14 protein-coding genes are annotated in these 13,274 nt (G+C 53.6%); 3 read left to right on the top strand and 11 right to left on the bottom strand.

Annotation, left to right across the window (positions count from 1 at the left end; all coding sequences use genetic code 11):
• Positions 1–3: 3 nt before the first annotated feature.
• Positions 4–792: an MBL fold metallo-hydrolase gene (locus IAE30_RS00885; RefSeq protein WP_200677854.1), complete on the bottom strand. Its 789-nt coding sequence runs from the start codon at positions 790–792 to the stop codon at positions 4–6.
• An 87-nt stretch (positions 793–879) separates the two neighbouring features.
• Between IAE30_RS00885 and IAE30_RS00890 the strand changes: the two genes are divergently transcribed.
• Positions 880–1,920 carry a DUF2157 domain-containing protein gene (locus tag IAE30_RS00890; protein ID WP_200677856.1) on the top strand — a complete coding sequence of 347 codons (1,041 nt, stop codon included), beginning with the start codon at positions 880–882 and terminating at the stop codon, positions 1,918–1,920.
• Entirely contained in the window at positions 1,913–2,434 is a 522-nt protein-coding gene (locus IAE30_RS00895; protein WP_200538499.1) for a hypothetical protein, read from the top strand. Before IAE30_RS00890 ends, IAE30_RS00895 begins: the two co-directional genes overlap by 8 nt.
• On the opposite strand, the gene IAE30_RS00900 is transcribed toward IAE30_RS00895, so the two are convergent.
• Positions 2,394–2,726 carry a gamma-glutamylcyclotransferase family protein gene (locus IAE30_RS00900; protein ID WP_045832561.1) on the bottom strand — a complete coding sequence of 111 codons (333 nt, stop codon included), beginning with the start codon at positions 2,724–2,726 and terminating at the stop codon, positions 2,394–2,396. The genes IAE30_RS00895 and IAE30_RS00900 overlap by 41 nt on opposite strands.
• On the opposite strand from IAE30_RS00900, the gene IAE30_RS00905 reads away from it, so the two are divergent.
• Complete coding sequence (locus tag IAE30_RS00905; protein WP_370585435.1) at positions 2,701–3,903, top strand: MBL fold metallo-hydrolase; 1,203 nt, start codon at positions 2,701–2,703, stop codon at positions 3,901–3,903. The genes IAE30_RS00900 and IAE30_RS00905 overlap by 26 nt on opposite strands.
• A 70-nt stretch (positions 3,904–3,973) precedes the next feature.
• Here IAE30_RS00905 and IAE30_RS00910 read toward each other — a convergent pair whose 3' ends face one another.
• The 9 genes from IAE30_RS00910 to IAE30_RS00950 form a co-directional block, all read right to left on the bottom strand.
• Positions 3,974–4,522: an RNA polymerase sigma factor gene (locus IAE30_RS00910; protein ID WP_045832528.1), complete on the bottom strand. Its 549-nt coding sequence runs from the start codon at positions 4,520–4,522 to the stop codon at positions 3,974–3,976.
• Between the two features lie 5 nt (positions 4,523–4,527).
• Entirely contained in the window at positions 4,528–4,962 is a 435-nt protein-coding gene (locus IAE30_RS00915; protein WP_200538500.1) for a hypothetical protein, read from the bottom strand.
• Positions 4,963–5,182: 220 nt separating this feature from the next.
• Positions 5,183–6,469, bottom strand: a complete 1,287-nt coding sequence (locus IAE30_RS00920; RefSeq protein WP_200538501.1) for an MmgE/PrpD family protein — start codon at positions 6,467–6,469, stop codon at positions 5,183–5,185.
• A gap of 78 nt (positions 6,470–6,547) precedes the next feature.
• Positions 6,548–7,312, bottom strand: coding sequence for an ABC transporter ATP-binding protein (locus IAE30_RS00925; protein ID WP_045815545.1), 765 nt, complete (start codon positions 7,310–7,312; stop codon positions 6,548–6,550).
• Complete coding sequence (locus tag IAE30_RS00930) at positions 7,309–8,172, bottom strand: ABC transporter ATP-binding protein (RefSeq protein WP_200538502.1); 864 nt, start codon at positions 8,170–8,172, stop codon at positions 7,309–7,311. Before IAE30_RS00930 ends, IAE30_RS00925 begins: the two co-directional genes overlap by 4 nt.
• Complete coding sequence (locus IAE30_RS00935) at positions 8,165–9,100, bottom strand: ABC transporter permease (RefSeq protein WP_200538503.1); 936 nt, start codon at positions 9,098–9,100, stop codon at positions 8,165–8,167. Before IAE30_RS00935 ends, IAE30_RS00930 begins: the two co-directional genes overlap by 8 nt.
• Positions 9,097–10,167, bottom strand: coding sequence for an ABC transporter permease (locus IAE30_RS00940; protein WP_200538504.1), 1,071 nt, complete (start codon positions 10,165–10,167; stop codon positions 9,097–9,099). The genes IAE30_RS00935 and IAE30_RS00940 overlap by 4 nt, the downstream gene beginning before the upstream one ends.
• A gap of 12 nt (positions 10,168–10,179) precedes the next feature.
• A complete protein-coding gene (locus IAE30_RS00945) occupies positions 10,180–11,772 on the bottom strand; it encodes an ABC transporter substrate-binding protein (RefSeq protein ID WP_200538505.1) in 1,593 nt (530 codons plus the stop codon).
• Positions 11,773–11,789: 17 nt separating this feature from the next.
• Positions 11,790–13,217, bottom strand: a complete 1,428-nt coding sequence (locus tag IAE30_RS00950; protein WP_200677858.1) for a M20 family metallopeptidase — start codon at positions 13,215–13,217, stop codon at positions 11,790–11,792.
• Positions 13,218–13,274 lie beyond the last annotated feature (57 nt).

The following is a 13,274-nucleotide window of genomic DNA, read 5'->3' on the forward strand; positions in this document are numbered from 1 at the left end:
ACTTCATCGCAGGCAGTGGAGATAACGCGCCGCTGCCTGCCTGACAATCTGCTGTGCATCCTGGGTAATTTCTCGTCCGGCAAAAGCACCATAGATTTGCGAGAAACTCACCTTATCGAGGCGGTGAACCAGTGTGCTCAGGGTAGAGGCTGAGAGCGGTAACATATTGGGATAACTCCACATAAATGAAACCGTATTGGCGCCTGGTGCCACCTGCACAATATCGCCACTCAACAATATCCCACCACGCTCTGCCCAGTGAAGTACCGATCCGCCGGCGAAATGCCCACCCAGCCGCAACAGTTTAACCTCCGGTATGATATCCAGTTCGTCGCCTTGCCAGCACTGAATATACGGGCTTTGACGCATAATCCATTGCCGATCATCCGCATGCAAATATACCGGCGCATCAAACGTCGCTGCCCAATCCTGCATCGTACTGTAATAGTGAGGATGTGAAATCGCGATAGCGTCAATACCGCCTAAAGCCTGAATCAAGGTTTCTGTTGCTGAGTCTAAGTTGGCAATACAATCCCACAGAATATTGCCATGCGCGGTTTGTAATAAAAATGCACGCTGATTGATGGCAAAAGCAGGTACGGTTTGTAAGCTGAATAATCCTGGCTGATGTTGCTGCCATTTATTTTGGTGGGTAGCGCACAAATCAGAGAGAGCCAGCCAATGCTGGCCACTCACCGGCACAAATTGGCGCTCGTCTTCGCAAATCTTACAATGCCTGATGCTTGCATCATCTTCGTAGGAGGTGCTACAAGCGGTGCAAAGTTTAATCATCTCAATACTCCATCATGCGGTTTGTATTAATTTTAGCCTGGCGTGATACGTGCTAATGTGCGGCAACCACCACAGCAGGGAAGAGATATGCGCGTCACACGTAAGCAGGAAAAGATTATTCGTCAGGCGCTGGCACAATGGCAGCAGGAAAGGGCGATCACTGATGAGGATCATCAGCGTTTAGCCGGAACCATAACGCGTGTGGTGTTCGATTGGCGCAGACTGAGCCAATATGCGTTTTGGACCGCATTAGCCTGTATCGTTATTGCCTTCGGCAGTCTCTTCTCTGACAGCGACTTACTGGCCCAAATCCTCGCATGGTTTGCCTATTCCTCAGTAGCACGTATCGGACTTCCCCTTTTCTTAGCCATCGTGTTTTTTGGTTGGGGATTCACTCGTCAACAGCAGGAAAAACAGTGGCATTACAGTACTGAAGCCATATTGTTTCTTGGCGTGCTCAGTTCCGCCATTGCACTTTGGCAAATTGGCGAAATGCTGGATAACGGCAGTGGCAATATTGCACCGCTATTTCTTGCAGGATCGTTGCTGTATGGCTTGATCGGTTATTTTGGGCGTTCAGGTTTGGTGTGGCTGTTCTTTCTGCTCTCGCTCGCTAACGCCTTCGGCGCCGAAACCGGTTATATGTCTGGCTGGGGCGCGTATTGGTTAGGCATGAATTACCCGATTCGTTTTATTTTCTTCGGTGCGGGTTTACTGCTGTTGTGCTTCTTGTTGCAACCTATGTTGATTAAACGTCATTTGTTTACCGTCAGCAAAGTCATGGGTCTGACCTGTCTGTTTATCGCTTTATGGATTATGTCGATTTTTGGCAACTATGATATTGACAATTGGTACGACACTAGTCGCCTGACTCTGCTGCCTTGGGCACTGTTGTTCGCATTGGCATCGGGAGTGTGTATCAGTATTGGATTAAAAACCGATGACAGCATGCTGCGCCGTTTTGGCATCACATTTCTGGCGATTAATTTGTATACCCGTTATTTCGAATATTTCTGGGATGGTTTACACAAGGTTGTTTTCTTCCTGGTGCTTGCAGCCTCACTCGCACTGATAGGCCGTTATGCAGAGAAAATCTGGCATCTCGGAGAGCGTGAGATGAGTGAATAATCAGATAACCAATGCTGGGGCCGCTGAAAACCATTTCAATTTGCCGATCGGAAATCTCACATCAGCAGAAGTCAGCCTCGATTATCATGACGCTCAACTGGCCTTAATTTGTACCTTTAGACAATATTGGGCAGCGGACGCTATCCATCGACCGCGCATTGCAGCTGGCCGCGTTATCATCCCTACCGACAGTGCCAGCCCATCCACCATCAAGCGCTATCAGGATTTTGCTGCCAGCCGCTATCAGCGCACACTGGAGCCACAGGGGCCGAAGCGCACTCTTTTCTCGCAGGATATTGTGGGCAGCAGTGAGGAAATTGTCGCGCAGTTAATTAACGATCCGATTCTGCGCGAAGTAGACGAGTTCCGCGTGGAGTTGCCCTATGAGCTCAGCCACGCCGAATATCAACAGATTATCAGTGACTTTATCGTGGGCGTGGCACCCGCGTTAGGCTGGAAAAGAAGAGGGCAGATCAACGCTGCTGTGGCTGCAACTGATAAATCCACGCCGTGACTTTCTCGCCTTCGAGGGTGGTGACTTCGACATCCACTCGATCATAACCGTCCTCGAACGCGTCCAGCATTGGCCAATGTGACGTGAGGTTATCAGAGAAGAACAGTGAACCTGTGACACGACCGGCGTTGTTGTCCAATACGATGCCGGGAAAATCTGCTGCAGCCCCCCAACCACGTTCGTAAAAGATGCCCTTCACTGTACCGGCCAGCCACTCACCACCGATATCTTCGAGAATATGGGCATTGGAGTGACCAGGTTGTAAGGTGCCATACACAAATAAAGGTTTCATTTTCCCTCGCAAAATCAATCAAAAGAGAAACTTTAACCTTCGAGAGTGCAAATGTCATCTCAAGGAGAATATTCAAAACCAGACCGCCAGTTATGCCATATATGATTCACTAAAAACCGCTATTCTGAAGCACCCAACACGGCCAGGTAAAAGATCAATGTTGAATTGTTCAAGCATTTCCCGCGCTGCCATCAAGGGCTATCCGCAATCCGCGCAGTTTGATGGCAAGCGTTTCACCAATGTTGCGCCACGTCAGCCCTTGAAGTTCGGTGAATATTTAAAGATGTTCTGGGATTTGGCGTTCAATAAACCGAAAGAGACCCTACCGCAGCAGCCATTACCTGTGCAGCCGATCACGGCCGAGACACTTGCTGCGGCAGCTGATAACAGTGTGTTTCGTCTGGGGCATTCATCGCTGCTGCTTAAATTGAAAGGCAAGTATTGGCTTACTGACCCGGTATTTAACTTGCGGGCGTCTCCCTTTCAGTGGCTCGGACCAAAGCGTTTTCAGGCTGCACCCATCGAGCTGAGCGATTTACCGCCTATTGAGGGCATTATTTTATCCCATGATCATTATGACCATCTGGATTACCAGACGATCATGCAGTTGAAAGATCGTGTGCGCTATTTCCTCGCACCGCTGGGCGTCGGCGATTTACTGGCAAAGTGGGGAGTGGCTGGGGAGAAGATCACCCAACTGGATTGGTGGCAATCTACGGATGTGGGCGAGGTGCATTTCGTCGCCACGCCGTCTCAGCACTTCTCTGGTCGAGGTTTGTTTGACGGCAATAAACGTTTGTGGTGTTCATGGAGCATCATCACCGATGAGTTTCGTTTATTTTTTGGCGGTGACTCCGGCTATTTTCCGGGCTTTAGAGAAATCGGCAATAAATACGGTCCATTTGATGTAGCCTGCCTTGAGAATGGGGCTTATGACATCCGGTGGGCGGATATTCATATGTTGCCAACGGATACCATCCGGGCGTTTCAGGATTTAAAGGGCAAATGGTTAATGCCCATTCATAACGCAGCCTTCGATCTGGCTTTCCATCACTGGGATGATCCCTTCAGGCAAATAGCCGCACTGGCGCGTGATCAAAAAATTAAATTGTCACTGCCAGTGATTGGGCAAGCGGTGAATATCCTGGCGCCGCAGGAAGAGGCCGTTTGGTGGTAATCTGAGCAGGCTGGCTGCTATCTGCTGGAAAATAGCAGCCATGCTCGTTCAGCATCCGAAATAAACATGATTACTCAGCGGTGAGTTCATCATAAAGATTGCGCAATCGTGTACGCAGGGAAAGCACCGCTTTGTGTTTGCGTGATAACAGTGCCTGGACACTGATGCCGCTCTCTTCAGACAGCTCGTTGTAGCTGTAACCCAGCAACTCCGTTTTTTCGAACACCTCGCGCTGAGCAGGGGGCAGTTCCGCTAAGGCTTCCTCCAGTTCTTCCCATAACAGCGCTTTGAGATACTCATCTTCCGGCGTTTCCGGCACGCCAAATAGCGTTTCAGCTAGCTCATCTTCGGGAAAATCCGCCTCCTCATCGCCGTTCAACAGATCGGCTAGCGGCAGTTCACGCTTCTTTCGCGCCCGGTCGGTCATTTCATTGCGTGCCGCACGGAATAACCAGGCCGCGACATTTTCCACCGGTTGCTCGACCTGCATGAGCTTGTAGGTCACTTCCTGCAGGATATCGTCAGCATCTTCACGTACCGAAGTGCGGCCGCGGATAAATGCGCTCAATTTTGCCCGACAGGCGTTCAACGCGGACATCAGCAGAGAATCCTGCGCCATGGCGTTTACTCTGCGTCTGGCGATTTAGCGGGAGTCTCGTCGGAGGGTGAGCGCGCATCATCGTGGCGGCCATGCCAGTCACAGCAATCGCGACGTCCACGGTGCGAACGTTCACGGCGATGTTGCATAAACTCTTCGCGCTGCTCTGGGGTCATCTGCATCCAGCGTTCGTGCATACGACGACGCGCCATACCGAACATGCCGGGGCGGAAACCTAAGCCACCAAACAGAATGCGGCACAATATCAGCAGCCCAAGCGCCTGCCAGAACCCAATCGCCTTCACGCCGATGATGGCAGGCAGCACGGCATTCCACAGCGACATCACCAGCAGCCCAAGTGCCGCGATAATCACCACGCCGAGCAACAGCGGTTTCATCATGCGATGACCACCAAAAGAGTGACCACGGTGATGTTGTCTGCGCATATCAAAATCTCTCATTGTTGTTATTCCTCATTACAGTAGCCGATATTGGCCCGTACTGAGGTAGACGAATGAGCGATGTGAATATTGCCAAAAAAGTGAAAATATTTTCCGAGCTTATAAATTTAGCGGTGATTCGGTGCCGCTCTACAGATCCGATTCACCGCTGTTCTCGAAGCGTTTTCTCCTGCGATGAAACGGAGCCATCCAGCGATGGCTGCTGCCCATCGTGTCAGGGTTAAACCATCAACTGACGTATAAACGTTAAATCAGATTGCTGCGCTAATTCCTTTAGGCGCTGATAAAGCGATTCTGCCTGGGGTAGCGCTGCACAACAATCTAAGAATTTTGCCTGCCGATCGTCGTTGCTGAAAGGTTCGTCTAGTGCACCTCGCGCCCGCAATCTGGCGTGGACAATTTCCTGACCATCCCTGAAACGCAAGGTGAGGATATGCGGCAGGTTTCTGTTTTCAGCCTCCTGTTCCGCTGTCCATGGCGCGAGGGTAATCATCGCCAACTGTAGTGCATCCGCCTGTTGTTTTACCCTGGCGGCGGTAAAGTCCTGCACGCTCAACGTGCCATTCCTGAGCATCATGGCAACGCAATATTGCATCGAGAAGCGCGCTTGCATTTCATCCTGCGGCTGGTGGTAGGCAAGATTGCGCCAGTTCGCGATCCCCACCTGGCAGTGTACGCTTTCGATGTCGTCAATCTTCAACGCCCGCTTTTGCTGGATATCGGCAATCGCATCGAGAATGCGGTGGGTTGAGCCGCAGCACGGATATTTTTTCGGCATCACACCGATTTGCTCAATGACATGCTGCTCAGCGCCGGGCAGCGAAGGTTGGCTTAACTGACCGGCATAAAGTTCCGCAAAACCCTGAGCACACTCAATGATGTCGAGACGACCTTGCATACCGGTTTGCGCCAGCGTAGCGGCTTCAACGGCATTGCGCGCCGCCATCCCGGCATGAAAAGGTTTCAGTGGCGTACCAAACTGGCCTTTTACGCCACTGGCCAGACTCACTGCGATACTCAGCGTACGGGCAATCCCTGCTGCATCCAGGCCGAGCAGGGCAGCAACGCCGGCTGCGCTGCCAATGCAGCCAACGGTGGAAGTGCCATGCCAGCCGGCAGTGTAATGCTGGTAGCCGATAGCCTCGCCAACAAAGGCTTGTGCCTGCAGACCAATTAAATAAGCGCGTATCAAAGAAGTGCCGTCGCTGTTTTGCGCCACGGCCAGCAGTGCCGGCACCAGAACGGCCGAGGCGTGACTCATGCCCGGTGCAAAGTTGTCGTCAAAGTCGATAGCGTGAGCGGCCGTAGCGTTGAACAGCGCCTCAAGCGCCTGACTGCGGGGCAACTGTGGCCATGCCTGCTGTACCGCCTGGGTAGAAAAGTCGCTACGGCCAGCCACCATGCAACCCAACGTATCGGTGATGGCGTCAATCGCCAGTTCACGAGCACGAAGAGAAAAGGGCGGTGGATTGGCACACCACTGTGCCAGAGATTCAATGAGCGTCATGATGATGTCTCCCTATCCAATGCGGTAAATAGCGTGCGTAACATGGCAAAGCCTCATGGTTTTAAGTTGAGCACAGGTTCACGCCTCACTCGCCGCCAGAAACTCGCGGGTATAGATTTCCCGTGCTCCACCCTGACGCACGCTGTCCGCACTGAGTTCTTCCAGCAACTTGCCGTGATGCATGATGCCGATGCGGCGGCACAGGTGGGTCACGACCGCCAAATCATGCGTCACCATTAAATAAGTGAGGCTGCGCTGCCGTTGCATGCTGCTGAGTAAATTGAGGATTTCCGCCTGGACTGAAACGTCCAGTGCTGAGGTCGGTTCATCCAGTAACAGCACGGAAGGTTCCAGAATGAGGGCCCGCGCGATGGCCACACGCTGACGTTGACCACCAGAAAGTTGATGGGGATAACGATAACGGAAGGCATCGGACAGTCCGACCGCGTGCAGCACATCGCTGATGCGTGCTTCATGGTGATCCATGGCATGCAGCTTCAGCGGTTCACGCAGACTGGCCCACACCATTTTTCGCGGATGGAGCGAGGCGTAAGGGTCCTGAAACACCATTTGCACCTGGCGATAAAAGGCTTTATCTCGCTGCGGTTGCTGTTCACGATTATTGAACAGGATATGGCCCTGATAATCGTGATTCAGACCAGCCAGCGCGCGCAAAATAGTGGATTTTCCACACCCCGATTCACCAATCAGGCCATAACACTCTCCTTGTGCCAGCGTCAGGCTTACGTTATCAACCACCTGCCGCCGATGCGCTCCCTGACCGAATGCAATACTGACATCCACCATTTCGATGCTGCGTTGTGCGGTTGGAATGGGATTCATAATGCGACTCCATCACGAAAACAGGGGCCGGTGAGCCAACTGGCATCTCGGGTCGGCACACGCAGCGTATTAAGGGGATGATGCAGACGTGGCTGACTGGCAAGTAATGCTTGCGTGTAAGGATGCTGTGCCTGTTCCAGACGATCGGCACGAATCTCTTCGACGATGCGCCCGGCGTACATCACCAGTACGCGATCGCAGAAACGAGAGACCAGATTAAGGTCGTGACTGATAAACAGCAGGCCGGTCTGACGGCGTGCCAGCTGTTCATTGAGGATGCTCAGCACCTGCTGGCGCACCGTCACGTCCAGTGCGGAGGTCGGTTCGTCGGCAATGATCAAATCCGGCTCAGGGATTAGCATCATAGCGATCATCACGCGCTGGCCCATACCGCCAGAAATCTCATGCGGATAGAGTCGCGCGACTTTCGCCACTTCGCGAATATGCACCGATTCCAGCATCGCTGATGCGCGCACATGGGCTTCATTTTTGCTGACCCGGCGATGCAGTCTGAAGGCTTCTGCCACCTGATCGCCAATGCGCATCAGCGGATTAAGCGAGAAGCGGGGATCCTGCAGGATCATCGAAATACGATTTCCGCGAATCTGGCGCATTTGCTTTTCACTGCTGTTGAGCAGATCGATATCACCGAACTGCATCTGATCGGCGGTCACGTGACCGATTTTGGGCGTCAGCTGTAGTAACGCACGGCAGGTCTGTGATTTTCCCGAACCGGATTCACCGACAATCGCGACTTTCTCACGTCCGACATGGAAAGAGACGTCACGTACCGCGCGGTGCTCCCCGTGCGCGCTGCGAAACACGATATTAAGGTTTTTCACCTGTAGCAGATTATTCATGGCGGATATCCATTACGTCGCGCAGGCCATCACCCAGCAGGTTAAAGGCGAGACTGGTGAACAATATTGCTAATCCAGGGATGGCAGCGATCCAGCCATTGTTCAGCATGAACTCGCGGCCGGAAGCCAGCATTGCGCCCCATTCCGGACTGGGAGCTTGCGCGCCAAGACCCAGGAAACCCAGCCCAGCGGCGGTAAGGATAATCGCCGCCATGTTAAGGGTGACGCGCACTACGACAGAAGGCAGGCACATGGGGATGATATGTCGCACGATGATGTGCCAGGCGGATGCCCCTTGTAAGCGCACCGCTGCGATGTAATCCATCTTACGGATTGCCAGAGTTTCAGCGCGTGCAAGGCGGGCAATCGGCGGCCAGGCGGAGAGAGAAATCGCGATGATCGCATTCTCGATGCCTGGCCCCAATGCCGCGACAAACGCCAGCGCCAGAATCAAACTGGGGAAGGCCAGGAAGATGTCCACCAGACGCATGAGCACCGTATCGACCCAACCGCCGAGATAACCCGCGCTGGTCCCGACCAGTAAGCCAATGGGTGTGATAATCAACGCGGTTAAGCCCGCGATATACAGCGTGATTCGCGCGCCATACAGCAGACGGCTGTAAATATCTCGACCCAATTCGTCGGTGCCCAGCCAGTGCTCAGCAGAAAAGGGTTGCAGGCGGAAGGCGAGGTTTTGGGCATAGATATCGTGAGTGGCTAACCAGGGCGCGAACACCGCCGCGCCAGTAATCATCAACAGTACCAGCAGACCAAAGAGCGCCGAGTGGTTAGCGCAGAAGCGTCGCCACTGAATCCATAACAGCTGCATGTGCGCCTGAAACGGTGACTGTGGCGCAGGATCGCTCAGCCAGGCGCGTAAGTTACGCGAAGGATTAGCGCGCATCGATTTGTTGACGGAATCGGTCATGCTTCCTCCTGACGCGTACGCGGATCGAAAAGACGATAAAGCAGATCGCATAGCAGATTGATTGCGACAAAAATGGCGCCGATCAGTAATGTGCAGCCGACGACCGCATTCATATCGCCCGCCAGCAGTGCGTTGGTCAGGTAGCGACCAAAGCCGGGCCAGGCAAATACGGTTTCGGTGAGTACTGCGCCTTCCAGCAGCCAGGCCCAGGAAAGGGCCACCACCGTCAGCGTGGGCACGGCGATATTACGGAATGCATGCACCCAAACACATCGCGCCCACGACAAACCTTTCACGCGCGCGGTAATGATGTACTCGTGCGACAGTTGTTCCAGCATGAAGCTACGCGTCATACGGCTGATGTAAGCCAACGCGCTTAAGCCAAGAATCGATGCGGGCAAAATGATGTGACCAAACACGTTGCGGAACATTTCCCAGTTTCCGCTCAGCGCGCTGTCGATCAGCCAGAATCCCGTCACCGGATGTAAATCGAACTCGTAGATAAAATCGATGCGACCTGGTCCGCCAATCCAGCCGAGCGTGGCGTAAAACAGCAGCAATCCCATCAGCCCAAGCCAGAAGTGCGGGGTGGAATAGCTGAGTAGCCCCACGAAGCGGATCAGATGATCGAACCAGGTGTTGCGGTACATTGCCGCCAGCACGCCAGCGGGAATACCGAAACCAACGCCAATAATGGCCGCTACGGTTGCCAGTTCCAGCGTAGCAGGGAAGACGCGCGCGATATCCTGCGCCACCGAATGGCTGGTGGTCAGAGCGATACCAAAATCGAGGTGCAGCAGTTGCCAGACGTAGTCGGCAAATTGGTGCCACAACGGTTGATCCAGCCCCAACTGATGAAACATCTTGTCGTAGGCTTCCTGACTGGCGTTATCCCCGATGATCGCGACCACTGGGTCGATAGGCAGTAAGCGACCAATAAAGAAGGTCAGGGCAGCCAACCCCAGTAGCGTGCAAACAATCGAGATGAGCCCACGAGCAAGGCATCTTATCAGACGCAAGCCAGCGGAAGGGGTATTGTGTGCAACGGGCATCATGACCTGTGACATCTGCCACCTCCGTTATTTACTTGCGGCACCGTACCAAACGCGAAAACCGTTCCAGGTCCAGTTTTTCACCGTTGGGCTTATTCCCGCGGTGTTGTACATCTGGAACATGATCGCCATAGGCCCTTTTTGCATCTGCTCTTTCTGCAGATCGCCATACAGTGCAGCGCGTTTGGTGTCATCCGGTTCTAACAGCGCGGTTTCCACTTTCTGATTCATCTGCGGATCGTAATAAGCGGCACGCCAGCTTGGATATTGCGTGGCACGCGCTTCTTTACGATTGTCAGGGTTATAAACCAGACGCGAGGCATTACCGTAGGCATCGGGCACAGAGGTTTGCCACGCCATCATTGCACTCTGGAATTCACGGCCGCGTACCCGGCTGAACAACTGGGCGTTTGCCATACGTTCAAGATTGAGCGTTACGCCGATTTTCGCGGCATTCTGCTGCACGCTTTGCGCAATCGGCGCCGAATGAGGCAGGGTGCCAAAAAAGACCGCGGTGCTAAAACCATTGGGATAACCGGCTTCCGTCAGCAACTGTTTGGCTTTATCCAGGTCGAGGTGGAAAGGCTGACCTTGTTTGGCATCCAGCGCACCAAACGCCCCTTGTTGAACGAAACTGGCGCGCGGCACGCCGAGATAAGGCATCACGCTCTTCGCTAACCCGTCGTAATCGATCAGGTATCGCATGGCGAGACGGACTTTTTCGTTTTTAAAAATGGGGTCTTCATTATTGAAGGTCCAGAAAAACAGCTGTGGCTTCAGGACTTTTTCCACTTTCACTTTGCCGCCCTGATCCAGCGTTTTCAGATCGTCAGCTGAGAGATCGCGAGCGATATCCACATCGCCCTGCGTCACCAGCAGACGCTGAGTACCGGTTTCAGCCACATGACGAATCAGAATGCGCTTCAGTACCGGCGCTTTTCCCCAGTAGTTCGGGGTGGCCTGTAGCACCACACCTTCACCGGCATTCCAGCGCACCAGTTGATAAGGCCCAACACAGGCGGTATGAGTGGAAAGGTATTTGTGTCCCAGATCGCCATCCACTGCCTGTTTTTCGACTTCTTTGCGGTTAAGCAGGGAAGAGACGTTATTGGCGGCAATCGCCTGGAGCACCAGATTGGTGGGGTAAGCTTTATCGAAACGCATCACCAGCGTTTTGTCATCAGGCGCGCTAATGCGTGAGTCGACATTGTCTTTATCAAAGCCATATTCCTTGATAGCAGCCGCGTTGCCGTAACCCAATTTCACTACGCGCTGCATCGACCACGCCAGGTCGCTGGCCGTTGCGGCTGAGCCATCCGCAAATTTCAGGTTGTCCTGTAAATGAAAGGTGATGGTCTTGCGATCGGCAGAGACATCCCAACTTTTGGCCAATGCAGGATCGAGTTGCGTTTCATCACTGACACGAAAATCAACCAGCGTGTCACAGGTGTTTGAATAGATTTCACTGGTGACCACTTCACCAATCTGCGCCGGATCCCAGGTGCTGATGGCATCAATGTTCCACGCCATCACTAAAGAATCGGCGGGCGTTGCGGCCTGGGCTGAAGCGCAGCAGGTCGCTGCCAGCGTCAATGCGGCAGTTAACATCTTGTTTTTCATCTATCTCTCCTGAGGCGTTATAGAGTATCCGGGCGCGGCTGAATCGGTGGTTTCACCTCAGCTGGAATAGGGCAGTGATAGGGTTTTTCACTGACCTGCTCGAAATGGGCTTTCTTCATCTGCGCCATCAGTATTTTGTCAGTCAGCACGTCGACCGCCGTCGCGGCCATGACTTTAGCGACATGGCCCAAGGCTTTGTGTGCGGCTGGCATTTTGCCTTGCGCGGTCAGTTGCCATGAGTGGCCAGGGGTTCCGATGGCCATGGTGGGTACGTGCGCCTGCACGGTCGGGATCACCCAACTGACATCACCGACATCGGTGGAGCCAATCATGACCTCTCCGTGGGTATCGAGCGGAATGATGTAATCGCTAAGGGGTTTAGGATCGACGGGTTTCACACCGGTTTTGCGGTAGCAGTTATCAATTTCTTCCGCTGTTAGCGTGGCCTGAATTTCAGCTGCAAAGGCGAGGTCGGCTTGATCAAATGGCACCGGACCCAGCGCTTCCAGATTCCGCTGCATCGCTTCTTCTAACGGACGATTGCCAAGCAGGTTGGATACCGCGCTCATGATGCTGATATCCACTTCGGTATCGGTCATGATGGCGGCACCCTGTGCCACGCGCTTGACCCGCTCATTCAGTTCAAACATCGCGTGGACATCGCGCGAGCGAATGGCGTAGCGCACGGTAGATTTTGCCTGTACCACATTGGGGGCCACACCACCGGCATCAAGGAAGGCGTAATGGATGCGGGAATCTTGCGGCACGTGTTCGCGCAGGAACTGTACGCCAACGTTCATCAATTCGGCGGCATCCAGCGCACTGCGCCCAAGATGTGGAGAAGCCGCAGCGTGGGATGAGCGGCCACGGAAAGCGAAATCCATACGGGTATTAGCAAGAGAAAGAGGTTTTGCCACTTCATGATGCGCGCTTGGATGCCAGGTGATGGCGACATCGACGCCATCGAATGCGCCAGCACGCGCCATAAAGGATTTGGCTGCACCGCCTTCTTCTGCCGGACAGCCATAATAGCGAACGCGGCCCGGTGTGCCGGTCTCTTCAAGCCAGGATTTCAACGCAGTAGCCGCCAGCATGGCAGCCGATCCCAGCAAGTTATGCCCGCAGCCGTGACCATGACCGTTACCCGGCAGCGGAGAATAACGTGCTACGCCCGCTTCCTGACTCAATCCTGGCAAGGCATCATATTCTCCGAGGAAAGCGATGATGGGACCGCCTTCACCGGCTTCACCCATCACCGCAGTGGGGATGTCGGCCACGTTTTCTGTGACGCGGAATCCTTGCTGTTTTAGCATCGCGGTGTGTTCAGCCACCGAACGATACTCGGTATAGCAAATTTCCGGCATGCCCCAGACACGATCGCTCAGTTCACAAAATACCCCTTGATATTCTTCTACCCACTTCCAGACTAACGCTTTGTTTTCCATGATAGTCCCCAGCTTGGTTGGTCAGGTTTTCGTCTCTCTGAAGACCCAGCATGGAGT

It is taken from the genome of Pantoea sp. S61 (assembly GCF_016625145.1).
Taxonomy (GTDB): domain Bacteria; phylum Pseudomonadota; class Gammaproteobacteria; order Enterobacterales; family Enterobacteriaceae; genus Pantoea; species Pantoea rwandensis_B.

What these genes read in the sequence shown, in the direction of transcription:
- IAE30_RS00885 (WP_200677854.1), bottom strand. Translation starts at nt 792, where the DNA reads ATGATTAAACTTTGCACCGCTTGTAGCACCTCCTACGAAGATGATGCA.
- IAE30_RS00890 (WP_200677856.1), top strand. Translation starts at nt 880, where the DNA reads ATGCGCGTCACACGTAAGCAGGAAAAGATTATTCGTCAGGCGCTGGCA.
- IAE30_RS00900 (WP_045832561.1), bottom strand. Translation starts at nt 2,726, where the DNA reads ATGAAACCTTTATTTGTGTATGGCACCTTACAACCTGGTCACTCCAAT.
- IAE30_RS00910 (WP_045832528.1), bottom strand. Translation starts at nt 4,522, where the DNA reads ATGGCGCAGGATTCTCTGCTGATGTCCGCGTTGAACGCCTGTCGGGCA.
- IAE30_RS00915 (WP_200538500.1), bottom strand. Translation starts at nt 4,962, where the DNA reads ATGAGAGATTTTGATATGCGCAGACAACATCACCGTGGTCACTCTTTT.
- IAE30_RS00920 (WP_200538501.1), bottom strand. Translation starts at nt 6,469, where the DNA reads ATGACGCTCATTGAATCTCTGGCACAGTGGTGTGCCAATCCACCGCCC.
- IAE30_RS00925 (WP_045815545.1), bottom strand. Translation starts at nt 7,312, where the DNA reads ATGAATCCCATTCCAACCGCACAACGCAGCATCGAAATGGTGGATGTC.
- IAE30_RS00930 (WP_200538502.1), bottom strand. Translation starts at nt 8,172, where the DNA reads ATGAATAATCTGCTACAGGTGAAAAACCTTAATATCGTGTTTCGCAGC.
- IAE30_RS00935 (WP_200538503.1), bottom strand. Translation starts at nt 9,100, where the DNA reads ATGACCGATTCCGTCAACAAATCGATGCGCGCTAATCCTTCGCGTAAC.
- IAE30_RS00940 (WP_200538504.1), bottom strand. Translation starts at nt 10,167, where the DNA reads ATGTCACAGGTCATGATGCCCGTTGCACACAATACCCCTTCCGCTGGC.
- IAE30_RS00945 (WP_200538505.1), bottom strand. Translation starts at nt 11,772, where the DNA reads ATGAAAAACAAGATGTTAACTGCCGCATTGACGCTGGCAGCGACCTGC.
- IAE30_RS00950 (WP_200677858.1), bottom strand. Translation starts at nt 13,217, where the DNA reads ATGGAAAACAAAGCGTTAGTCTGGAAGTGGGTAGAAGAATATCAAGGG.